The sequence below is a fragment of the Pseudomonas sp. MF6747 genome (genome assembly GCF_963890955.1).
Classification (GTDB): Bacteria; Pseudomonadota; Gammaproteobacteria; order Pseudomonadales; family Pseudomonadaceae; genus Aquipseudomonas.
Window position 1 is genome coordinate 37,552 of the sequence record NZ_CAWPSZ010000016.1, and the last position, 21,167, is coordinate 58,718.

Consider the following 21,167-nt stretch of genomic DNA (forward strand, 5'->3'; position numbering starts at 1 on the left):
ATGAAACATCTACTTTCCCGCCTGGCATTGGCGGTTGGTTTGGCTGCGCCGGTGCTGTTGGCGCATGCGGATGATCAAGTGAAGCGCGGCGAATACCTTGCCCGCGCCGCTGACTGCATGGCCTGCCACACCGCACCGGGCGGCGCGCCGTTTGCGGGCGGCCTGCCGATTGTGTCGCCGTTCGGCACCATCTATGGCACCAACATCACCCCGAGCAAAGCGCACGGCATTGGTGTGTACAACGATGACGAATTCTTCGCCGCGCTGACCGAAGGCAAACGCCGCGATGGTGCGAACCTGTACCCGGCAATGCCGTACACCTCATATCACCTGATGCCGCGCGCAGATTCGGACGCGATCCATGCGTACCTGAAAACCATCGAGCCGATTGAACGTGCTGCGCCGGTCACTCGCCTGAGTTTCCCGTTCAACGTGCGTCTTGGCTTGATGGGCTGGAACCTGCTCTACGGCAAAGACGTGAAACTCGCGCAAACCGAGGGCAAAAGCGACACCTTCAAGCGGGGTGAATACATGGTCGAAGTGCTCGGGCACTGCGGCGAATGCCACACCCCACGCGGGTTGCCCGGCGCCATGCAGCAGGACAAACGCCTGACCGGCGGCCTGCTCAACGGCTATTTGGCACCGAGCCTGTTGGCCACTGACCTGGCCGCTCGCGGCTGGAATCAACAAGACCTGAGCACCTTCCTCAAGCACGGCATGAGCGCCCAGGGCACGATGTTCAACGAGATGTTCCCGGTGTTCCACAACAGCACCCAGGGCCTCAGTGACACGGACCTGGCGGCGATGGCCACCTACCTGCTCGGCGATCCAGCCCCGGCCGCCACAGTGCTGAGCGAGGTGCCACTCGACAACATGAGCCCAAGCGCCCAACGCGGTCGTCAGGATTACCTGAACGTGTGCGCCGGTTGCCACGCGCCGAACGGCGAGGGCAAGCCGCACATCGCGGTGGCCATGCGCGGCAACACCACGTTGCGCCTGGAAGATCCGCGCAACCTGTTGCGGGTGATCGAGGACGGCATCGGCGAGCAGACATTCACCGGCTTTGAACGCATGCAACCGATGCCCGGCTTTGCCGACAAGCTCACTCCGGCACAGCTGACCGATTTGCTCAATTATTTGCGCCAGGGTTGGGGCGGTCAGTCGAGTGAGCTGGCGGTCAGCGACGTGCAGAAGCTTCAGGCCGATGCACCGCCAGCCGAGCACAAGGCGCACTGACATGCAGCATCTGGATCTGCAAGTCATTCGCCGGGCGCTGAAATGGTCGACGGCCGGCCAGCCGGTTTGGCTGTGCACGGTGCTCGCCACCTACGGCTCGGCGCCCCGTGCGCCGGGCTCGTTGCTGGCAGTGAACGTGAGCGGGCAATGGATCGGCTCGCTGTCGGGTGGCTGCGTTGAGGAAGACTTTCTTGAGCGGGTGGCCGAAGGCGCGTTTGAGCAGGCGGTCAACGTCGTTCGTTACGGCGAAGGCGAGAACCCGCGCTCGCGAGTGAGCCTGCCGTGTGGCGGCGTGCTCGATGTGCTGGTAGAGAAGCTTGCGCCGGACTGCGCGGTACAGGCCCATCTGCGCGAGCTGGAGTGCGCGTTGCTGGGCCAGCGCCGACTGATTCGCGAAGTCGACCTGGCCAGCGGTGCGCGCCGCGTGTGTGCAGACAGCGAGCAGGGCGCGCGCATCGAGCGCGAGATCGACCGAGTCCGTGTGCGGGTCGGCGCGGCGCAGCGTTTGCTGCTGGCGGGCTATTCCAGTGTCGCCCAGGCCTGCGCCGAGTTTGCCGTGGGCCTGGGGTTTGAGGTGATTCTGTGCGATCCCCGCGACGAGGTGCTCGAAGGCGTGGTGCTGCACAACGTCGAAATCCGCCGCCAGCTGCCGTCGGTGGTCATCGCTGACGGCGGCTGCCACAACGACACTGCGGTGGTGGCGTTGACTCATGATCCGCGTATTGATGATCTGGCGATGATGGAGGCGGTGCGCACCGACGCGTTTTACATCGGTGTAATGGGTTCGATGCGCACGTCACAAAAGCGCTTCGAGCGCTTGCGGCGGATTGGCGGGTTGGACGAGGCCCAATTGGCACGCATCCATGCGCCGATCGGTTTGAACCTGGGCAGCAAGACTCCGGCGGAAATCGCGTTGGCGGTGCTGGCCGATATTCTTCGTACGCGCAGCGGCATCGCGCGGGATCGACTCTGACCCGCCTGTGATCGGCGCTTTCAAAGGTATCGGCGCGGTGATTGCCAAGTAATGGGCCCAGGATGCCGACCGCGCATTACCTGGGCTTGCCCGGTAACAGCCTATGCAATTGAGCCAATTGAGCTTCCAGGCTGGCAACTTGCGCCTCAAGTTCGCGCACGCGTTCGCTGGCCGCGACTTCGGCGCTGACATCCTTCTGGATGCCAATGTAATAGGTGAGCTGATCTGCCCGGTTAAATACGGGAGTAATCGATAGCTCGTTCCAGAAGGCACTGCCGTCCTTACGGTAGTTGCGAATGATTTGCCGGCAGGGCTGACGCGACTTTATCGCCTCGCGGATCACGACCAAACCCGCCTGGTCTCGGTCGTCACCCTGCAGGAAGCGGCAGTCCTGGTACAGCGTTTCGTCAGCGTTATAGCCCGTAAGGCGCATAAAGGCGGGGTTGGCGTAGATCAGGATATGCTCATCGCCTTCCTGCTCCGCAATGACAATGCCATCTTCCGAGGTTTCAACCATCAGTTTCAGCAGTTCTGCGTCGATCATTTTCAGAGCCCTGGCGAATTTCACATCATTCTAGGACAACTTGAGGGTCAAGCGCGTTTCGGAATAATTGAACGTATCCCTGTGATCGACCGAAGCATGGCCGACGACTCGCTGTGAAGGTGCTTATTACAGCGTCTCTTTTTATGGGCGTCGCAGACGAGGTGCACATAAAAAGTGGAACTCCGACTCTTCACCACCGGTCAACTTTTCTGTCCACATCCCCTGGCTGCGATGGTGTTGAACGTGGCGCCATCGCAGTGGGCTTATTTAAGCGTCCCACTGACACGAAGGTTTATGAATATGAAGAGTGAACAGGTAGAAGGTGTTGCAGAGAAACTGGCCGGCAAGGCGCAGAGCGCGGTCGGGAAGCTGATGGGTGATTCGAAGCTGGAAGCTGAAGGCGCTGGACGTCAAGCTGCGGGCCAGCTGACCCAGACCTATGGCGATGCACTCGACAGCGTGTCTACGTTCGTCAAGGAAAAACCGGTTGCTGCATTGGCCATTGGCGCAGTAGCCCTGCTTGTGCTGGACCGTCTCTTGCGCCGCTAAGCCGCAAGGAGAGGGCTTGTGTCGCTTTCCCTCGCACTGCCCAGGGCGTCTACCTCGACAGTGCGAGGACCTAAGCCTGTATGTCTACTTATTGGTAAGGCACAGCGCAATGGACACGCCAAGCACGCTGGATCAACTGGCTAGCACCGACCTTAGGTCAATCAAAGAATTATGGCTCGGCGGGACGCATACCCATCTCGCCAAGGCGTCAAACGTGACGGCTAAAGCATTGGCGTGAATCGATCGAGGAACCGATCTGTTTATGCCCATTAACGCTGGGTCGAATACATGCAATGATGCCGCCATTGCCCCCACCGCATCCGGGAATGCCCATGTTCGAACATCTCGACCTCAACGCGCTGATTGCCGTCTACGGCTACTGGGTCATCCTCGTGGGCTGCCTGCTGGAAGGCGAAACAGTTTTGCTCCTCGGCGGTATGGCTGCACACCAGGGCACTCTGCAATGGCTGCATGTGATCGGCTGGGCTACCCTGGGCGGCATACTCGGCGATCAGTTACTGTTCTGGACCGGACGTTATTCCGGGAGCCGCCTGCTGCCCAAACTCAAGCGTCACCAGTCTGCCATCCAACGGGTAGAGCGCCTTATCCATCGCTACCCGATGACGTCTGTATTCGCTGTGCGCTTTCTCTACGGAATGCGCTTAGTGGGCCCTATGGTGATAGGTGCAAGCGGTCTTGCCCCTTGGCGTTTCGCGCTGATTAATATGCTGAGTGCGGCGATCTGGGCCACCCTGTTCGTCAGCGCCGGCTATTGGGCTGGCGAAGCATTGCAGCATTTCTTTGGCGACCTGCGACCGTATCGCCTGCCGATCTTCATCGGGGTGGTAGCCCTTGTGAGCCTTGCGGCGCTGGTGCGGTATTTGCGCAGCCGAACCAAGGCGTTGCACCGCTGAGGCATTGGCATAGACCTGCGTACCTACCAGGGAAGGCGCTCTCCGTTATAAGCGAAGAAATTGCCGCTGTCGGTAGGCTCCAGTCGGTCGATCAGCGACAGTAATTCATAGGCGGCCACGTTTGCCGGCCTGGCGGCAGACGCGCCTCGAAAGGGTTGCGACAGCGCTGATACAACTGTGCCCGGATGAAGGCTCAGCAGTCGGCTCTGAGGTCGCGTTCTTGCCAGTTCGATGGCCGCCGTTTTAATCAGCATGTTCAGGGCTGCCTTGGAGGCGCGATAGGCATACCAGCCGCCCAAGCGGTTATCGCCGATGCTACCCACCTTGGCAGAGAGCATCGCCATCGCGCCGCGAGGGTCAAGCAAGGGCAAAAAGTGGCGCAAAACCAGCGCAGGCCCGATGGTGTTGACTTGAAATACCGACTGCAACGCATCTGCATCAATCGCGGAATAACTTTTCTCAGGCTTTATTTTGTCGCGATGGAGCAGACCTGCGGCATGCAAGATCAACTGGTACGGTGCTTGCTCAGTCAATTCGGCTGCTGCGCTGGCGATACTGTCGGCATTCTCCAGGTCGAGGAATGGAACACTGTTGCGCCCCAGCGCATGAACATGCGCGCACCGTGGGTCCTGGTTAAGCAACTCACAAAAAGCCGAGCCCAGCGCCCCGCTGGCGCCTATCACGAGGGCACGATAGCCCTCACCCAGGGAATTCATCGTGAAGGAAGTGTTCATCCAGGCTCTCCTGCATTCTGATGCGATGTGTTGGTGTTAGCCCCGTCGCCCTATCAGTTGCAGGAACTCCTGACGTGTCGCAGAGGACTCGCGAAAGGCGCCCAGCATTACCGATGAGGTCATCACCGAATTTTGTTTCTCCACACCCCGCATCATCATGCACATGTGCTTCGCCTCAATGACCACGGCCACGCCGGCGGCATCGGTGATGTGCTGGATGGCGTCGGCAATTTGTTTGGTAAGGTTTTCCTGGATCTGTAGGCGACGGGCGAACATGTCCACCACTCGGGCCACCTTCGAGAGGCCCAGCACCCTTCCGGTGGGGATGTACGCTACATGCGCCTTGCCGATGAAGGGCAGCATGTGATGCTCACACAATGAGTACAGCTCGATGTCGCGCACGATGACCATTTCATCGTTTTGCGATTCGAACAATGCGCCATTGATCACATCCTCCAGACTCATCGTGTAGCCATTGCACAGGTACTGCATCGCGTTGGCTGCACGCTTGGGTGTGTCCAGCAGTCCTTCACGTTCAGGGTTCTCGCCTACGCCGACGAGAATTTCACGGTAATGTGCGGCGAGCGATGGGGTCGATGCGTTCATCTTGATTCCTCGCAGCCTTGCTGCGCTTTCTGTGACGGCAATCCTTGGCAGTGGGGAGTATCTGCTGCGCACGATCTGAGGCGTACACCCTAGGACTTGCCAGGTCAGCCATGACCCTGGCTCTTCGTCGGGCCCATGACCAAGCAAAGCGTTCTAGGTGTGCTTTTTTTTCGATGTGGACTGCTCGTCTGAGTCGGGGTTGGAAGCAGGCACCGCGCAACGGCTATCGACGCAGCGGCGCCCACCGTCTGGGTGGGGCAACCACGCCAAATGGGGACGTAAGCGGCAGAAAAGCCGATAGCCGAACTCGAGCAATGGGCGCAGGGCCCGCCACGTCAGTGGTGTTGCCCAAAAACCCAGGCCTGCGGCTCGCCAGCTCCATAGCGTGGCATCCAGGCCTGTTACCCAGCGTCCATCAGCGAAACGGGCGTGCAGCGAGGACTGCATGTGCTCGAATGTGAACCCGAGTGCCTGGGCGTCGAATGCACGGCTGCTGATGTCCACAAACAGCAGTCGATCCTTTACGGCATGGCCGCGCAGTAGCTTGATTTCGCGCGCACACAGAGGGCATTCACCGTCAAAATACAGCGTCAGCGGCCAATTCACTTTCTTGTACATGGGCCATGCTCTTGTATAGGTTTTGTACAAGATAGGCTGAAAGAAACAGACTGACAATGGGCACTCTGTTTTTGCTGTACTGAGCGTGGCCAACGGTGCGATACAGGTACGGACACGATATTGATGCAAACTCATTAAGCAAAAAGGCCGCCCATGAGTTCTGGGGCGGCCTTGTCTCTATGTCTGGTCGGCGCTCAATTGCCTCTGTAGGTCGAGAAACCGTAGGGGCTGAGCAGTAATGGGATGTGGTAGTGCGAAAGCGTACCGTCTACCTCAAAAATGACCGGTACCTCCGGAAAGAAACTGGCAACTTTGTGCGCTTTGAACCATTCCCCGGTTTTAAACGTGACGCGGTAGGTGCCTTTCTCCAGCGCCTGACCATCGGGGTACAACCCGGGAATACGCCCTTGCTCATTTGTCGCGGCGCTGTTGAGCATGTTCCAGTGGTTGCCGTCCTGTTTTTCCAGCGTGACATTGACGCCAGGGGAGGGCAGACCATCTTGTAAGTTGAGCACATGCACGCTGAGCGGGTTTCCTGCCGCCAGCGCCAGTGACGATACGACACTCAATACAAGGCCCGCGAAGCATGTTTTTAATCCAGTCATGATGATGTCCTTAGTTTTTGACGGTAGGTAGGATTTTGTCGATAGCGGCCAGTGCGCACCTTTCATCGTTTGCGGCACCACCGGCACCGGCCACTCCGATCGCACCAATGACTTGCCCTTCAAACAGCAACGGCACGCCGCCGCCCAGCAGCAATAGCTCATTCAGGGTGTTGAGGTTTTCTGCATCGGGGGTGCTGCGGGCCCGCTCTGCCAATAGTCGCGTTGGCGTCTTGGTCGACAGGGCGGTGTAGGCCTTGCGTTGGGCGGCTAATGTGTTGTGTGGGCCCACGTTATCGTCACGCTGCAGGGCGACCAAATTGCCCCCACGGTCGACAATGGCAGCAACACTTGTACGGCCATCGGCATGGCAGGCTGTCAGCGCGGCGTTGAGCAAATCATTGGCCATTGCCAGTGATACGTCGTTGCGCTGCAGCACTTGATCCGGGGCTGCAACGGCGAGCGCTGAGTTCATGGCGAGTGACATCAGCAATGAGGTCGGTAGGCTTATACGCATGCTTTGTCCTTTGTGTGGTCTGGCTGAGTCATAGCCAGGCATGATGCCCCGTGCACTCCGTCAAAATGGTTGCCTGATGATTACCAAGATGTAATGTGCCAAAACGCTCGGGCGCGCTAGCCTATGCTCCAGTTCCGGAGGAAAAGATGCGTATCCTGGTCGTAGAAGATGAAGCGAAAACAGCGGATTACCTGCACAAAGCCCTGACTGAATCGGGTTACGTGGTGGAAGTCGCCCTGGATGGCCTGGAGGGCCAGTATCTGGCGCAGGAAAGTGAGTTCGACCTGATCATCCTGGACGTCATGCTGCCGGGCCTGGACGGATGGCAATTGCTGCAGATTATTCGGCGCAAGTGGCAAACCCCGGTGCTTTTTCTGACGGCCAGGGACTCTGTGGAGGATCGGGTCAAGGGGCTTGAGGCAGGGGCCGATGATTACCTGGTCAAACCTTTTTCCTATGCCGAGTTGTTGGCGCGCGTACGTACCTTGCTGCGCAGGGGGCCGCCACGTGAGGTCGAGCAGTTCCTGGTTGCAGACCTGAGCCTGGATCTGTTGCGGCGTAAAGTGACGCGCGGAGGAGAGCGCCTCACCCTGACCAACAAGGAGTTTGCCCTGTTGCACCTGCTGGTCAGCCGTGAAGGGGAGGTGCTATCGCGCTCGTTGATTGCTTCGCAGATCTGGCAGATGAACTTTGACAGTGATACCAATGTGGTCGACGTCGCCATCCGGCGACTGCGCGCCAAGGTTGACGATCCTTACCCGCTCAAGTTGATACAGACAGTGCGTGGCATCGGTTACATGCTTGAGGTGCAATCCTGAAACTGTTTCCGCGCGCCCTGAGCTTGCGCCTGGCGGTCATGTTCGCGTTAGTCAGCGCGCTGCTGCTGGGCTCCATTGGTTTTTACCTTTATCAGTCGTTAGAGCGAGAAATCGCGTGGCGCGATGACCAGGCCCTGCTCGGGCGCCTGGAGCGCATGCAGGCGCTGATCAACGACAGTGTCAGCGTCGAGCAACTCAGAAATCGGCCCAAGCTATACGAAAATATGCTGGGCAATCGCGACAACCTGCTGTGGATCATCGATGACACAGGCCAGGTGCTGATCGAAATCAACCCCGTCAGCATGAGCTTGCCCACGTTACCGGCTGCAGCCCAGGCTCAGTTGGGTGACGGTGACACTTCGGTGCCGGTGCGGCTTGCCTGGCAGCATGTCATGCAGGGTAATCGCGGCTTGACCCTGATTGCTGGCAAGTTATTGAGCGAGCGCGAGCAAATGCTGGGGGCTTACCGATTCAAGCTGTGGCTCGCGATGTCGGTCGGCGCGCTGCTGGCTTTTGTACTCGGCGGGTGGGTCAGTCAGCGAGGGTTACGACCTGTGCGCCTGCTGGCCAAGCGCGCTGCCGCCATTGATGCACACCATCTGCATCTGCGGCTGGATGAGTTCAACGAATTTAGTGAACTGCAAGTGCTCAGCCAGGCGCTTAATCAAATGCTCGCACGCCTCGAAGAGGGGTTCGCCCAGCTATCACGGTTCTCAGAGGATCTCGCCCATGAGATGCGAACTCCGCTCACTAACCTGATGGGGCATACCCAACAATCCCTGAGGCATGGTCGTTCAATTGAGGACTATCAGAACCTGCTGGTTTCCAATCAGGAAGAATATGAGCGTCTGGCACGAATGATCGACAGCATGCTGTTTCTCGCTCGTAACGAACAGTCGCATGCGTCGGTCAGTGATGAGCTCATCAACCTGCACGATCTAGTCGAGCAACTGTGTGAGTATTTTGAAGGCGTGGCGCAAGAGCGTGACGTCACGCTGATCAATCAGGCCCATGACCACTTGCGTGCCGATCCGGCCTTGGTCCGTCGAGCATTGGCTAACTTGCTGTCCAACGCGCTGCGTTATGGCGCTACTGCCAGCGCGGTGACGATTGGCAGTGTGGCGCGGGAGGACAGGATCGAAGTCACCGTGCACAACCAAGGCCCGCCGATTTCAGCGCAACATTTACCCCGGCTGTTTGAGCGCTTCTACCGGTGCGACCCGTCACGTAATCAGCCGGACGATTCTGGTGGCTTGGGGTTAGCAATCGTGCGCTCAATTATGCAATTGCATGGCGGGCGCGTAACCGTTGAGAGCACTGGTACGGGTACGCGCTTTTGCTTGGTGTTTCTGCTACAGAATGCTTGAGCGAATGCCCTTGAGCCTAGCCGTTGTGGCACGACCTAGGGTATCAAGCGCATCTCGCGGAGTTTGTCGAACACATCGAAAAAGGCTTGATCGCTCGCTTGGTAGGCGGTGAAGCCCATTGCACGGCTCTTCGACATATCAGTGACGACTTCGATGGGTCGACCAAGGTCTGCATCGGTGTGCCAGGGGGATATCAGGCGACCAATATCGGCTTCTTTCAAGCCGTGCTCCGCCACTATTTGCGTCCACACGGCTTGGTCGTCAGCCATTTGCTTCTCGAGAGGTGAAAGTGCGGCGGGATAATCGGCAGCAGGCAGGTCGAAGTATTCGGCAATTCGGCTCCACATCCACTTCCAGCGAAACACATCGCCATTAGTGACATTGAAAGCCTGGTTGGCCGCCGCCGGCGTAGTGGCCGCCCACAGTTGTTGTTTCGCCAACTGCCGTGCATCCGTCATATCGGTGAGGCTGTCCCACTGCACGCTTGATCCCGGAAATACAAAAGGGCGCCTGGTTTGTTTGCAAATCGAGGCGTAGACGGCGAGGGTGGTTGCCATATTCATCGCGTTGCCGACGGCAACGCCGGTCACGGTATGCGGGCGGTGAACGCTCCAGGTGAAGCCGTCCTTTTCGGCAGCGGCGAAAAGTTCGTCCTCTTGGGCGTAATAGAAATTCTCCACATTCAGACGCCCCTGATCCTCGCGGAACGGTGTTTGCGGGAGGCTGCCTTTACCATAGGCTTCGAAAGGCCCGAGGTAGTGTTTCAGGCCAGTAACCAGTGCTACGTGCTTAACGCTCCTGGCTGGTCGAATAGCGGCCAGCACGTTGCGTACCATGGCGGCATTAACGCGGATGTTTTCGGCTTCGGTGGCTTGCCGTGACCATGTGGTGATGAACACATGAGTAGGTTTCAGGTCCGCAAGCGCACGTTCCAGCGAAGCGGGATCTTGGAGGTCTGCGGCGATGGGGATCACACCTTGCGATTGCGACGGGCGCCTCGATAGCGCGGCGACCTGCCAATGGTTGTCGATTAATAACTGAGTGATGGCGCTGCCGACAATGCCGCTGGCGCCGACGACCAAAGCTGTTTGGCTCATGAGTTCCTCCTAGATTTAGAGTTGGGAGTTCACCCGAGCAGCAGAGGTTCAACCTGAACCGGATCCGTATGGGCGTGTGCCGTAAGCGGATGTCGAACACACTTAACTAACTATTGAATGCTCTGACCTAGGCGAACACTGAATATTGAGGGGCAGGGCGCAAGCTATTTGCACCTGGACACTGGCGGTAACGAGCACGCGGGTTTCATCGTGAATGCCGACCGCGTGGACATCATGATTGCGATGGCTAAAGAGATCGGCATTGAGGTGAGGCTTGAGGCATTTCTAATGCGAGGCGTGGTGCCGATTGGTTGTTCAGCCTCTACATCGGCTGCACTTTCAGGCTCCATCCGAGGCTACTGGCGCACGGAGCCAACCACTGGCGTAGCTGTAGATTTGCGGCCAAGGTCTCGGGGTCAATCAGGCGCGCGCCGATATCTGCATGCGGCAAGAAACTTACCTCAAGGCTGCGCTCCAGCGATCCGATCAATTGCGGAAAGTCGATGATGCTCGACAGGCGTGGCCACGCCACAAGCTTTCGATAACGCAATTGCTGAGACTCAATTCGCAGGTCGTCCTTGGGGCGCCATTGAGCCAGGAACAGCTCGTCGTGCCGTTCCAGCTCGACCCGCCAGCCTCCTAAGGAAGGAACGAGTAACCGGAGCTTCAGGCTCAGGTCTCAATTTATTGCGCTTGTAAAACCAATGCTCGATGGGCTCGTTGCTCAGCGTGATGGAGATGGCGCTGTAGTCGGGCATGTCGCCCAGACCGAGCATTGCGAACCATTGCGCATTCTCTGATGGGATGAGCGTTGCGGGCATGCTGGATCGTCCTTGATAGGTAGTGCAGAGCTTACGGCTTGAGATAGAGGACTTGCCGCTGTTGTTGGTGCCCACCTGGAATGTTGTCTCGGTGGCTAGGTCGATTCTGACGGACTTTATATGACACAGCACATCGTTTAACATAATATACATTATGCGAACCGTCCTATGCGGGTCTGGGGGGCTCTGCTGGTCAGATTTCAAGCCAGGCTCAACCCTCGATCACCGTCTCCAGCTCGTACAGGCTCGGCTTGGCGATGCTTTCTCCGCATGCTTGAATGCCGGCCTTTAGCAACGCTGTTGCTTCCACTCGGCGCCGGAGAAACGGAATGTGGCTTTGTACAGACTGGAAAATTGATTGGAACGCAATCAGCGCCGTGGCTACTGCCGCAGCCGCACTCATCGCATTATCCGTTTGGCTTTACGACAAGCATCAACGGAGGCTCGAACGCAAGGCCAGTGCTAGGCTTCTAGCTCAGATCATGACGACACTTGTTGGAGCTGCTCATGTCCAGATTTCTAAATTCAAAAGCGATCTTTTTCCAACTGGCAGTGATCCCCTGATCGGCAGTTTGCTGCAGGACAAAAATGCGCGAAAGCAGCTGGTCGAAAAGGCATCAGCAATTACGATTGAGCTTCCATCCCAGTTTTTGGACAAAGCTGATTTCTTCAGTGAGGCTGTCAGCAGCACCCTGGCAAACGCATTTTCTGAAGTAAATCGCTTAAAACAATTCGTCGGCTTATTCGGTGACCTGTCAGATAAAGAGCTGCAAGATGTGATTGACCTTCACTTAATGACGGTTCTCAACCAAATCAAAACGGCTGAGGCGGCGGCTGAAGCTGCCTTTCAGGCTCTTTTAATGGTTGGACGAACCAGCCGGTAATCTTGCCTCCCCTCCCCCTGATATGCATCTTAATTATAACTAAACTAAATAGTTCTTTAGTTTAGTTATAACAAGATGCTCAGCTTTTCACGGTGAAAGCCGATTGAGCGCCAGAAGGATCGTTCAGAAATTTAGCTGCTAAATCGACAACGTGTCGAGCCCGAACTAAGTCGAATCAAGCCCGTGCTAGCATCCAATGAAGCACAGCTAAAGGCAGCAATGATGAGCCAACAAAGCCAGCCGGAAAGTAGTTTCGCTGAAATCTTGGACGGCAAGAAGAAACGCCGCGAGGCGTTAATGCTTGCTGTTAGCGTCGCGGCGCCGTCTGACATTGAAGGCCCGTCCCAACTCCTAAAAGAAGTGATGCGAAAACCAGACGACGAAAAGCGCCGTCAACGCATCCCTCCTCCCCTATTTACCCCTATGAATGTACCCGTAGGAGTGGTCAAGTCCTCGCGCTGACGCGCTGCGGGCATGTCCGCTCCTACGGGTTCTGACTACGTGAAGCACCCTGCCCTCACATCCTCATCATCTGGATAACCAATAAGATTTCCGACTTGCTCGACTCAGTAACCCTGGAACGGAAAATAGACGGCAGGAAAGATAGGCCAGTTTGCGTTTCTGAGGTTTTTTCCTCGGTCAATCCATCCAAAATGAGGACCTCGGCGTTACGCATCTGCACGTTTGTCGTCAATTGCCGCTTGGTCAAAGTCGGGCTTCCATTTACACCGGTAGTGGTCTGAACGAAGTCGGAAAGCTGCTGATCAATAGTGAGATCGACAACAGCCTGGCGCACCTGGGGGGTGATGGTAAAAATCACCCCAGACCATCGTATGTTGTCGAGCAAGTGCTGCGTCCTGACGAGCCTTGTCCTCCACGACCGCGACTCGCTCGCGCTCGGCGGCCAAGACCTTACGCTGTTCGGACAACGCCTGCTCAGCAACGCCCTGAGCCAGACGGATCGCCTGTTGCCACACGGCGACAAAGGCCTGCGACCCCCCCCCGCCGGCAATGTCGGCAGGCGAACCTCCCCACTCAGCCTTTCGGTCAGCCTCGCCCACCATTGATCGAGCAAACAGTCCTCGGAAGCAATTCTTGATTTGGAACGTGAAGTAATCGTGAGAAATGACGCATTTTACACGGGACCAACGAATTGCTTCCGAGCCTTGAGCGCACATCTGGCCAAAATGTCGTAGTAGTCGAGCATGTCCACATGATGTGCGCTCCGACGGTCAGCGGTCGACGTGAATGGGCTCTTGAGAAGCTTGAGAGCATCGTTGTCTTTCAGGGGGGCGCAACTAACGCAAACGCGGTTGTTTACCGTACCTCCATCGCAAGCTACAAGATCGGCGACCCAGATTTGCGGAAAAAAAGAGCTCACGAGTTTTGTATTCGCCTCAGCATCTCCAAAACCACACACCATCGCGTGAGCTGAAAAGGTTCCAGGGCAATAGCCGGAGCTTCTACGGTCCTCTATGGCGGGAGTAGCCGATTCTAAGGTTGGGACTCGGGAAGGTTAGGAAGAGGCTATGAGGTCCCGCATTACCTCGAAGAATTCGACGCTCAATAGACCAGTCACATGATCGAAACGAATCTATGTGTCTTAACGCGTCGAACCATAGCCTCATACCCGGATAAAACGCTACCTTGGAAGATCCGATTGATCAGCACCACGCCTCAGTTGGTATGCGGTCAGTAGCCAGCTACTTCACTACTGATGAATCCTTTGCGATTACAGCGGCATGAATGGCTTCGGTCATCGTGTTATTGACCTCAATGAGGCGCTGCATCTCATCCTGAATTTTCAAAAGTGCTTCAGCGTCCTTATAGGTCTGCAGCGCTTGCTTGTCTGAGGCGGCGGCCGCTACTTTTTGGCCCACCATGATGACGGAGAGCAAGACTAACTGTAGAAATGTCTGGGCAATCCAGGCAATCAGCGTCGAGATCCCCCCCTCGATGGCTGAGGGTAAGCTGATAAGGGCAATCACCCCAAAAATGTAGGCACACCACATGGTGCCAACCGCATTGGTGATGAGCAGAGCGATGCGCCCATTTAGTCCCAATTGCTCTTGTGACGTCAGGTGCGGTCCTGTTTTTTCGCGCTCCTTAATTCGTAGAAGTGAAAGGCGTTCGAATTGCATATTTAACCTCCAATAGACATTCAGCGATGTACGATTGATGAAACCCACTACAGAGATTGGTAGCTAATTACCTTGGCAGCTAGCCCGAATTATCGGCGCAGGAGGTTCGCCCTACGATCCGCAGCCTCTTGCGCTTCTTTAAATGCCTGATCGTAACTTCCCCAGTGATCACCTTCTACAAAAGCCATGAGGTGAGGCTCTACATGTGACCTTACCAAAGTCAACGTTGACCCGACAGGGATATCGAGTGGTGGGCTCCAACTGAAACCAATCTGCACGATGACACCCTTTTTAGTCTTGTACTCAACGGGATGCGATTTATCAATGCGTACCGACATTTGTCTGTCCTCGATCCAGCGCTAGGCGTGAGTAACAACTAGTAGCTGAAATTCAGTAAAAGATTCGGCGCTAACGTCAGTGCCGGATCTTTACCCTGTAAAACTGACCTTCAATGGGTGGTCATACCAGCCATATGCACCATCCAGCGAAAACTGCAATCACACTGGCTAGCCAAATAGCGACCAGCCACGACACCCGCTTGTACTAGGGTCCAAGTTGGCAGAAGGCTCCATGGACCAACTCCATCATTAGTGCTGTTGCGGCTGCCAGCATGATCAGCGATCCTAAATACAGTAGGCTTAACCGCGCCACCTGCTTGTAAAAAGGTAAGTTTTTTTCAGCAGCTTGATGTGGCGCTATTAATGGGAGCCATCGCCGATCCTCACTTTCCCGCGGAACACGAAGTAGCTCCAGCAGTTGTGCATCAAGATGATCGGCAGGATGAATAAGGTGCCAATCAGGATGAACAACTGGCTGGAAGGCGCGATGCATCGTCCCACAAGCTGATGGACGGTGGGACGATGGTCGGCCGGGTGCTGAACGCAAGACCGATGGGCAAACCTGCGCATGGCAATTTCCGGGTGTAGTCACAGCAGTTTGGCGGTTGCATCTTCCACTGACATGAGTGGTGCCTGACTCATCCCCAACCCCTGCAGAGTTGCACAGATTTGAGATGAGGGTCTATGACGCGCGTCCAACTGTTCTGTCAGGATTCCTTTCCAAGCAGTTCTACACGCGCCTGTCGAGCCGGGCAAACAGCAGACCAGTGTGCCATTTGCTAGTCCAGCCAACGCTCGACTCGACTCTGCACGGTAGAAGTGCAAATACTGAGGATGGATATCACCCTAAACAACTCACCAAAACCATCGATTTGCTTATCTAGCAAACAGCTCAATGCCTCAGGCGTACTATCGCGGCGAGTTAAGCCAGTTCCCCCAGTAATCAACACAACCTGAATCTGATCGTCAGCGATCCACGTTGCGACCTGAGCACGGATTTTGTACAGATCATCTTTGAGCAGGTTACGCTCACTCAGAATATGAGCCGCTTCCAGCAATCGACCAACAAGCAACTGTCCAGATGTATCGTTGGGATATTATCGAGTATCACTGACAGTCAGCACCGCTATACTTAACGGTGTAAACAACGCATCCAATTTCACACTAACTTCATTCTCCGCCAGGCGGCAATGAAAACAATTCCCACAGAATAAAGCGCTAAAGCAGTCGCTGTCTAATCGTTCTGACCAACCATTCCATCGAACGCATCTATCGAGATGTTTTTTCAGAAAATGACTGAGCCATAAGCGATTTTTCACTGATAGGGCCAACTGATTGATTGGTCGAGACTTACTATTGGACGGACACGAAAGGCAGTGAGATCCTCTACAAACCTAATTATCCGTACTCTAAACAATGATACTTACGCACTCCATCGCAGCATCATGTGCTCCCTGCTCAGTGTTACTACTTGCTGGTGGGCGTGGGGCGCGTATGGGCGGGCAAGATAAAGGGCTGCTGCCTTGGAAAGGCAAACCGCTCATCGAGCATGTACAGGCTATCGTTCGCCCCTTCACCGATGATTTGATCATCTCCTGCAACCGTAATGACATTACGTATCGGACCTATGCCGATCAATTGGTCAAGGACTCACAGAAGAACTTCCCAGGACCTCTGGCTGGTGTCCTGGCGGGTCTGGCTGCTGCGCATCATGGCTGGCTATTGGTTCTCGCCTGCGATGCACCGAAAATAGACGCTCCCCTAATCAAGGCCCTGCTTGAAGCCCGCTCTGCATTCGCCTCACCGCTGATGGTGCAGCAGGGCGAAAAATGGCAACCCATGTTTAGTATGATCCCCAAGGTATTATTGGCGGGGCTACAGCAAGACTGGAATGATGGCGAACGAAGCTTATTACGTGCTCTTTTGAGGCGCTACCCAAAGGCGTTGAGATGTGCCGAGGACGATCCACGCCTGAGTAATTTCAACACCCCCGAGCTACTTAGTTAAGCTCTATCTGTGCCCATCAAAAATTGCACACTATTTCCCTAAAAGGGGTCGGCTCACGCTTTTCAAGCACTCCGTAGGCCCTGAACACCTGAGTCAACACTGAAATTATTTTTATCCCTCAGTAGATGCTATTTTGGACATCAAACAGCTCAAGTTTCTCATCGCATTGAAATAGACTCGTCACTTCGGACAGGCTGCTACGCGTTGCACACTACTCAGCCGACACTGCAATGCGCCTGTACAATCTTGAGGACGAACTAGGTCTGAAACTTGTCACTTGAGGTCAGCGCCTTGATGGTTTCACCAAGGCTGGTGAACGAGTATTAGCACGGGTAAGAACACTGCTGGGGGCCCACGATGCCTTGTTCGCCGAAGCCGCTGCGTGCCGTGGCCAGTTAGTAGGTAATTTACGCCTAGGTCACGCCCCACTTAGCGGTTTTAATTCCAATACGTTTACCGAGCTCAAGTTCAGTCTGTCATCTATTAGTTCAGACCGCCTCATCGAGGGTGTTGGCAATAATCGATTAGATCTTGGTATCTGTTATCTTGAACATGTGAACCCGGCCTATTTTGACTGTTCTTGAAATAGGAAAGACTCACGTAGGCTTGCTGTATGACACTCGCCACTTCCATTTCGAAGGAACAGAAATGAGCTGGCGGGGATTCCACCGAGTTGCCACTGGGGACGATCAGCAATGGGATGCACTATCGAAGATTCGTCGACCTGAGTTTCCGAAGTCGCGAGCTTAACCTACAACCAATGCTCGAAATCGACTCGTCCTTTCAGTTGTTCCAAGCAGCTCACGAAGGCTTTTGCTGTGCCAGCATGCCACTCGACACGGGCTGGGCAAGCCCTCTTCAGAGCTTAGCTTTCATCGATCTGCCAGATGCAAGTGCTCTCGTACCATCGGGCGTCGTTATGCGTAAAACCGAGCCTCGCTCAGTAATCGCCGAGAATTGTTTTGCCGAAGCAAGAATGCTTTTCACACTAAAGAACTGACAGAAGGTGAATTTGGTTTTATTTATACGCTGCTGCCTGGCAGCCAGCGGCGTAATTTTTAACGTTCAGATTGAAAAAATGGCACTATAATTTCTTTAAAATTAATGACTTATGAATACTTTCGATGCTTGATAGATAACAACAATCACTATATCAAAACAAGCGATTGGACGCGATGCTCGGCTGTTCATAACGTGATCAGAATCTAGGGTATCGAGTGTTTTGACATGCCTTACCGAATCGATGAGCCTTCTGATCAGAACGATGCAAATGCACCGGCACCTAAGCCTCTGACCGTGAGGTATCATGAGTATGGTTCGCCCGCACTTGTCTTAGACGCGGCCTTAGAATCTGAAATCGCTTTAGCCATCACTTATAATGGTCTGAATCAGGCCGTAATGATGGTGTCCCCTGGCAACATCGGGGATTTCATCCGAGGTTTCAGCGTTAGCAACGACTTCGTTGAAGGTCTGAACGAAATCTACGATATCCGTCTCTCTCATTTTGATCAGGGTTGTCAGGCAGATGTACAGATCTTAAGTCGCGCGTTCTGGGCACTGAAAGACCACCGGCGGCAATTGGCGGGCACTAGTGGCTGTGGATTATGCGGAGTTGAGGCGCTGGAGCAAGGACTTCCAAAACTTGATATTCTCCCCCTCACCACCCGTCCTCCTGCAGCACACTTCATAGGCCTACGTGAGCGTATAGAGAAAGCGCAGATAGTGGGTAAAAGCAGTGGCGCTCTGCATGCGGCGCTATACTTCGATGCTAACGGCCTAGCACTTTTATGTAGAGAAGATATCGGACGCCATAACGCTCTGGATAAATTGATAGGTGCTGTACAACATACGCAAATCGATGCTCGTTGCGGTTTCATTGTAGTGACATGCCGATGCAGCCTTGAGCTAATTCACAAAGCGGCAAGGTTTAAATTTGGAACCTTGGTCAGCTTGTCAGCACCAACGTCATTAACCGTGCAATGGGCTCTAAAGTACCGCCTCAATTTAATTCATGTCCCTTATCGAAGCGTACCTCGGATTCATAGCCCAATAGAATTTGGGTCCGCCAATAATAAACGCAGACTTAAATTTAACTTTCAGCATACCTAACCAAGCTCAGTCTGATGATTTTGACATGACCTGAGTATATTCAACTGGTGATTGGTGAAAGGTTTTCGATCCGTTTGAATGCACCAACCTAGTCGTTGGCCTCATCAGGAAAGGGGTGTTTATGCTTATCAGTAGTTATAACAGCGTTTTAGTCGCTTTTTCTCTGATTGTTGCCATTCTTGCCTCTTACACGGCTCTCAACATGGCGAGTCGCGTATCCAGTTCAACCGGAGGCTCATCAGTTTTATGGCTGATCGGCGGATCGTTCGCGATGGGGTTTGGTATCTGGTCGATGCATTTTATCGGAATGCTCGCATTTAATCTGCCAATATCCTTAGGGTATGACGTACCACTTACACTGCTGTCGTTACTGATTGCCATAGCCTCATCAGCTTTTGCCCTCTGGCTGGTCTGTCTGGAGGATCTACCTTGGGCTCGGCTCTGCTTAGGTGGTTTGCTTATGGGAATCGGCATTGCTGCCATGCATTACACCGGGATGGCAGCAATGTTGATGACGCCGAGTGTGATCTATGTACCCTGGATATTTTTCCTATCTATTGCTATTGCGATTCTTGCTTCGGGGGCCGCCCTTTGGATTGCTTTCCGTCTACGTAAAATGTCAAAAGGGACTGCGTATGCACGTATAGGTGCGTCACTCTTAATGGGTTGCGCCATTGTCGGTATGCATTACACCGGGATGGCGGCTGCGCAGTTTCCTACTGGCAGTTTCTGTGGCGCGTCGAACAACGGGATCGATACTAAGTGGTTAGCAGTACTGGTGATCGTAGTAAGCCTGGCGGTATTCGCCATCGCGCTGATAATTTCCATGTTGGATGTACGCACTAATCTGTTAGCAACCTCACTCGATAATGCCAACAGTGAACTGATTCAGCTAGCATTGCATGACAATCTTACCAAGTCACCCAATCGTGTCCTGCTGAATGATCGATTAGGACAAACTATTCAAAAAGCTGGGCGAGAAAATCGCTATTTCTCAGTGTTATTCATGGATTTGGATGGTTTCAAGACCATCAATGATGTGTACGGACATCACGTTGGCGACCTGCTCCTGATAGAAGTCTCACGGCGAATTTTACACACCAAACGCTGCGAGGATACCGTCGCACGCTTAGGTGGCGACGAGTTCGTGCTATTGATTGATCCGGGGGATCCTGAAGATACAGCGGCGCTGGCACAAAGGCTGATTGAGAACATTGGCACCCCCTATAATATCTCTCATCATACCCTACACATATCAGCGAGCATTGGTATTGCATTGTTCCCTAATGATGGACTTACCGCGCACGAGTTAATGATCAGTGCAGATGCTGCGATGTACCACGCTAAGGAAATGGGTCGGAACGGTTACTGCTTCTTCGAAAGCGCGATGAACATCAACGCCCATGAGCAGATGCAACTTCAACATGACATGCGCAAGGCACTTGAGCAAGACGAATTCCTGCTGTACTACCAACCTAAAATGCTCGCCCCCAACGGTCCGATGATCGGCGTCGAAGCTTTGTTACGTTGGCGAAGTCCTGAACTCGGCCTAATCCCGCCCGATCGATTTCTACCACTTGCGGAAAGAACCGGTTTGATTATTCCCATTGGAAATTGGGTAATTGACGAAGCCTGTCGACAAATACGTGAATGGCACGACGAAGGCCATCAGGACTGGAGTATTGCGATAAATTTATCCACAGTTCAGCTGGGGTATCCCGGTCTAGTGAAAGTCGTGCGTGAAGCACTGGAGCGTCATTCGCTTAATCCCCAACACCTGATTCTTGAGGTTACAGAATCTACGGCCATGCGGGATGCTGAGGCTAACCTGGTGATATTAGAGCAACTATCAGCATTGGGACTGAGCATTTCCATCGACGATTTTGGGACTGGCTACTCAAGCCTGCTCTATTTGAAACGATTACCCGCCGATGAACTGAAAATCGACCGCGGATTTATAACCGAGTTGGCTCAAGGTAATGATGACGCAGCGATTGTTTCAGCAATTATTGCACTTGGGCATACGCTAGGACTGAAAATTGTTGCTGAGGGTGTGGAGACAGTAGAGCAACAGGAGTTACTTACCCGTTTAGGTTGCAATACGTTACAAGGATTTTTGCTTGGCAGTCCTTTACCAGCTGATCTGCTGCTCAAAAGCCTGACTGTAGCGACACGTGCCGACCACGCAGTGAAAGATTGAACTGCTTCAAACTAGTTTTCACTTCAAATCGCTTAGGGGCTAGCCCAACATAACGCTATACCATTTGGGACTGCCCCCATCCATTACCCAGC

21 protein-coding genes and 4 pseudogenes are annotated in these 21,167 nt (G+C 54.5%); 12 read left to right on the plus strand and 13 right to left on the minus strand.

What is annotated here, in order from left to right; genetic code table 11:
• Both AACW30_RS16890 and AACW30_RS16895 read left to right on the plus strand, forming a co-directional pair.
• Positions 1-1,236, plus strand: a complete 1,236-nt coding sequence (locus AACW30_RS16890) for a c-type cytochrome (RefSeq protein WP_200625405.1) — start codon at positions 1-3, stop codon at positions 1,234-1,236.
• A gap of 1 nt (position 1,237) precedes the next feature.
• The gene (locus tag AACW30_RS16895; protein ID WP_200625406.1) at positions 1,238-2,209 is read left to right on the plus strand and encodes an XdhC family protein; all 972 of its coding nucleotides are present in this window, start codon (positions 1,238-1,240) and stop codon (positions 2,207-2,209) included.
• Positions 2,210-2,285: 76 nt separating this feature from the next.
• On the opposite strand, the gene AACW30_RS16900 is transcribed toward AACW30_RS16895, so the two are convergent.
• On the minus strand, positions 2,286-2,753 hold the full coding sequence (locus AACW30_RS16900) for a PAS domain-containing protein (protein ID WP_200625407.1): 468 nt from the start codon (positions 2,751-2,753) through the stop codon (positions 2,286-2,288).
• Between the two features lie 300 nt (positions 2,754-3,053).
• Here AACW30_RS16900 and AACW30_RS16905 point away from each other — a divergent pair, with 300 nt between their 5' ends.
• On the plus strand, positions 3,054-3,302 hold the full coding sequence (locus AACW30_RS16905; RefSeq protein ID WP_106580341.1) for a CsbD family protein: 249 nt from the start codon (positions 3,054-3,056) through the stop codon (positions 3,300-3,302).
• Between the two features lie 332 nt (positions 3,303-3,634).
• Positions 3,635-4,216, plus strand: coding sequence for a DedA family protein (locus AACW30_RS16910; RefSeq protein ID WP_200625408.1), 582 nt, complete (start codon positions 3,635-3,637; stop codon positions 4,214-4,216).
• Between the two features lie 23 nt (positions 4,217-4,239).
• On the opposite strand, the gene AACW30_RS16915 is transcribed toward AACW30_RS16910, so the two are convergent.
• From AACW30_RS16915 to AACW30_RS16935, 5 genes are all read right to left on the minus strand, one after another.
• Positions 4,240-4,950 carry an SDR family oxidoreductase gene (locus AACW30_RS16915; protein WP_200625409.1) on the minus strand — a complete coding sequence of 237 codons (711 nt, stop codon included), beginning with the start codon at positions 4,948-4,950 and terminating at the stop codon, positions 4,240-4,242.
• Positions 4,951-4,986: 36 nt separating this feature from the next.
• Positions 4,987-5,556 (minus strand): GTP cyclohydrolase I FolE, encoded by a 570-nt coding sequence (gene folE, locus AACW30_RS16920; RefSeq protein ID WP_106580338.1) that lies wholly within the window; start codon positions 5,554-5,556, stop codon positions 4,987-4,989.
• A 153-nt stretch (positions 5,557-5,709) separates the two neighbouring features.
• Entirely contained in the window at positions 5,710-6,174 is a 465-nt protein-coding gene (locus AACW30_RS16925) for a thiol-disulfide oxidoreductase DCC family protein (protein WP_200625410.1), read from the minus strand.
• A 194-nt stretch (positions 6,175-6,368) separates the two neighbouring features.
• A complete protein-coding gene (gene uraH / locus AACW30_RS16930) occupies positions 6,369-6,779 on the minus strand; it encodes a hydroxyisourate hydrolase (protein ID WP_200625411.1) in 411 nt (136 codons plus the stop codon).
• Positions 6,780-6,789: 10 nt separating this feature from the next.
• Complete coding sequence (locus AACW30_RS16935) at positions 6,790-7,293, minus strand: GlcG/HbpS family heme-binding protein (protein ID WP_200625412.1); 504 nt, start codon at positions 7,291-7,293, stop codon at positions 6,790-6,792.
• A gap of 146 nt (positions 7,294-7,439) precedes the next feature.
• On the opposite strand from AACW30_RS16935, the gene AACW30_RS16940 reads away from it, so the two are divergent.
• Both AACW30_RS16940 and AACW30_RS16945 read left to right on the plus strand, forming a co-directional pair.
• Complete coding sequence (locus AACW30_RS16940; protein ID WP_179677482.1) at positions 7,440-8,111, plus strand: heavy metal response regulator transcription factor; 672 nt, start codon at positions 7,440-7,442, stop codon at positions 8,109-8,111.
• A complete protein-coding gene (locus tag AACW30_RS16945; protein WP_200625455.1) occupies positions 8,108-9,478 on the plus strand; it encodes a heavy metal sensor histidine kinase in 1,371 nt (456 codons plus the stop codon). Before AACW30_RS16940 ends, AACW30_RS16945 begins: the two co-directional genes overlap by 4 nt.
• Positions 9,479-9,513: 35 nt before the next feature.
• On the opposite strand, the gene AACW30_RS16950 is transcribed toward AACW30_RS16945, so the two are convergent.
• Entirely contained in the window at positions 9,514-10,575 is a 1,062-nt protein-coding gene (locus AACW30_RS16950; RefSeq protein WP_200625413.1) for an SDR family oxidoreductase, read from the minus strand.
• 1,150 nt (positions 10,576-11,725) lie between these two features.
• Between AACW30_RS16950 and AACW30_RS16955 the strand changes: the two genes are divergently transcribed.
• Both AACW30_RS16955 and AACW30_RS16960 read left to right on the plus strand, forming a co-directional pair.
• The gene (locus AACW30_RS16955; RefSeq protein ID WP_200625414.1) at positions 11,726-12,280 is read left to right on the plus strand and encodes a hypothetical protein; all 555 of its coding nucleotides are present in this window, start codon (positions 11,726-11,728) and stop codon (positions 12,278-12,280) included.
• Positions 12,281-12,502: 222 nt separating this feature from the next.
• Complete coding sequence (locus AACW30_RS16960; RefSeq protein WP_200625415.1) at positions 12,503-12,742, plus strand: hypothetical protein; 240 nt, start codon at positions 12,503-12,505, stop codon at positions 12,740-12,742.
• Between the two features lie 55 nt (positions 12,743-12,797).
• On the opposite strand, the gene AACW30_RS16965 is transcribed toward AACW30_RS16960, so the two are convergent.
• The 6 genes and pseudogenes from AACW30_RS16965 to moaB form a co-directional block, all read right to left on the minus strand.
• Positions 12,798-13,100 carry a hypothetical protein gene (locus AACW30_RS16965; RefSeq protein WP_442793545.1) on the minus strand — a complete coding sequence of 101 codons (303 nt, stop codon included), beginning with the start codon at positions 13,098-13,100 and terminating at the stop codon, positions 12,798-12,800.
• 16 nt (positions 13,101-13,116) lie between these two features.
• Positions 13,117-13,355 (minus strand): annotated as a pseudogene (locus tag AACW30_RS16970) (DNA-binding protein); the annotation flags it as partial.
• Positions 13,356-13,983: 628 nt separating this feature from the next.
• Positions 13,984-14,421 carry a hypothetical protein gene (locus AACW30_RS16975; RefSeq protein ID WP_200625417.1) on the minus strand — a complete coding sequence of 146 codons (438 nt, stop codon included), beginning with the start codon at positions 14,419-14,421 and terminating at the stop codon, positions 13,984-13,986.
• Positions 14,422-14,510: 89 nt separating this feature from the next.
• A complete protein-coding gene (locus AACW30_RS16980; RefSeq protein ID WP_200625418.1) occupies positions 14,511-14,759 on the minus strand; it encodes a hypothetical protein in 249 nt (82 codons plus the stop codon).
• A 360-nt stretch (positions 14,760-15,119) separates the two neighbouring features.
• Positions 15,120-15,313: pseudogene (locus tag AACW30_RS16985) on the minus strand (cytochrome d ubiquinol oxidase subunit II); the annotation flags it as partial.
• A gap of 84 nt (positions 15,314-15,397) precedes the next feature.
• A pseudogene (gene moaB / locus AACW30_RS16990) lies at positions 15,398-15,922 on the minus strand (molybdenum cofactor biosynthesis protein B).
• A gap of 253 nt (positions 15,923-16,175) precedes the next feature.
• On the opposite strand from moaB, the gene mobA reads away from it, so the two are divergent.
• The 4 genes and pseudogenes from mobA to AACW30_RS17010 all read left to right on the plus strand — a co-directional run bounded on the left by mobA (position 16,176) and on the right by AACW30_RS17010 (position 21,075).
• Complete coding sequence (gene mobA, locus AACW30_RS16995) at positions 16,176-16,766, plus strand: molybdenum cofactor guanylyltransferase MobA (RefSeq protein ID WP_200625419.1); 591 nt, start codon at positions 16,176-16,178, stop codon at positions 16,764-16,766.
• Positions 16,767-16,899: 133 nt separating this feature from the next.
• Positions 16,900-17,766, plus strand: a pseudogene (locus tag AACW30_RS17000) (LysR substrate-binding domain-containing protein).
• 227 nt (positions 17,767-17,993) lie between these two features.
• Complete coding sequence (locus tag AACW30_RS17005; protein ID WP_200625420.1) at positions 17,994-18,875, plus strand: formate dehydrogenase accessory sulfurtransferase FdhD; 882 nt, start codon at positions 17,994-17,996, stop codon at positions 18,873-18,875.
• 121 nt (positions 18,876-18,996) lie between these two features.
• Positions 18,997-21,075 (plus strand): putative bifunctional diguanylate cyclase/phosphodiesterase, encoded by a 2,079-nt coding sequence (locus AACW30_RS17010; RefSeq protein WP_200625421.1) that lies wholly within the window; start codon positions 18,997-18,999, stop codon positions 21,073-21,075.
• The last annotated feature ends 92 nt before the right edge of the window (positions 21,076-21,167 follow it).

Coding starts and splice junctions, on each gene's coding strand:
- mobA (WP_200625419.1), top strand. CDS start 16,176: ATGATACTTACGCACTCCATCGCAGCATCATGTGCTCCCTGCTCAGTG.
- AACW30_RS16905 (WP_106580341.1), top strand. CDS start 3,054: ATGAAGAGTGAACAGGTAGAAGGTGTTGCAGAGAAACTGGCCGGCAAG.
- uraH (WP_200625411.1), bottom strand. CDS start 6,779: ATGACTGGATTAAAAACATGCTTCGCGGGCCTTGTATTGAGTGTCGTA.
- AACW30_RS16915 (WP_200625409.1), bottom strand. CDS start 4,950: ATGAACACTTCCTTCACGATGAATTCCCTGGGTGAGGGCTATCGTGCC.
- AACW30_RS16950 (WP_200625413.1), bottom strand. CDS start 10,575: ATGAGCCAAACAGCTTTGGTCGTCGGCGCCAGCGGCATTGTCGGCAGC.
- AACW30_RS16955 (WP_200625414.1), top strand. CDS start 11,726: ATGTGGCTTTGTACAGACTGGAAAATTGATTGGAACGCAATCAGCGCC.
- AACW30_RS16910 (WP_200625408.1), top strand. CDS start 3,635: ATGTTCGAACATCTCGACCTCAACGCGCTGATTGCCGTCTACGGCTAC.
- AACW30_RS17005 (WP_200625420.1), top strand. CDS start 17,994: ATGCCTTACCGAATCGATGAGCCTTCTGATCAGAACGATGCAAATGCA.
- AACW30_RS16940 (WP_179677482.1), top strand. CDS start 7,440: ATGCGTATCCTGGTCGTAGAAGATGAAGCGAAAACAGCGGATTACCTG.
- AACW30_RS16900 (WP_200625407.1), bottom strand. CDS start 2,753: ATGATCGACGCAGAACTGCTGAAACTGATGGTTGAAACCTCGGAAGAT.
- AACW30_RS16890 (WP_200625405.1), top strand. CDS start 1: ATGAAACATCTACTTTCCCGCCTGGCATTGGCGGTTGGTTTGGCTGCG.
- AACW30_RS17010 (WP_200625421.1), top strand. CDS start 18,997: ATGCTTATCAGTAGTTATAACAGCGTTTTAGTCGCTTTTTCTCTGATT.
- folE (WP_106580338.1), bottom strand. CDS start 5,556: ATGAACGCATCGACCCCATCGCTCGCCGCACATTACCGTGAAATTCTC.
- AACW30_RS16980 (WP_200625418.1), bottom strand. CDS start 14,759: ATGTCGGTACGCATTGATAAATCGCATCCCGTTGAGTACAAGACTAAA.
- AACW30_RS16975 (WP_200625417.1), bottom strand. CDS start 14,421: ATGCAATTCGAACGCCTTTCACTTCTACGAATTAAGGAGCGCGAAAAA.
- AACW30_RS16925 (WP_200625410.1), bottom strand. CDS start 6,174: ATGTACAAGAAAGTGAATTGGCCGCTGACGCTGTATTTTGACGGTGAA.
- AACW30_RS16935 (WP_200625412.1), bottom strand. CDS start 7,293: ATGCGTATAAGCCTACCGACCTCATTGCTGATGTCACTCGCCATGAAC.
- AACW30_RS16895 (WP_200625406.1), top strand. CDS start 1,238: ATGCAGCATCTGGATCTGCAAGTCATTCGCCGGGCGCTGAAATGGTCG.
- AACW30_RS16960 (WP_200625415.1), top strand. CDS start 12,503: ATGAGCCAACAAAGCCAGCCGGAAAGTAGTTTCGCTGAAATCTTGGAC.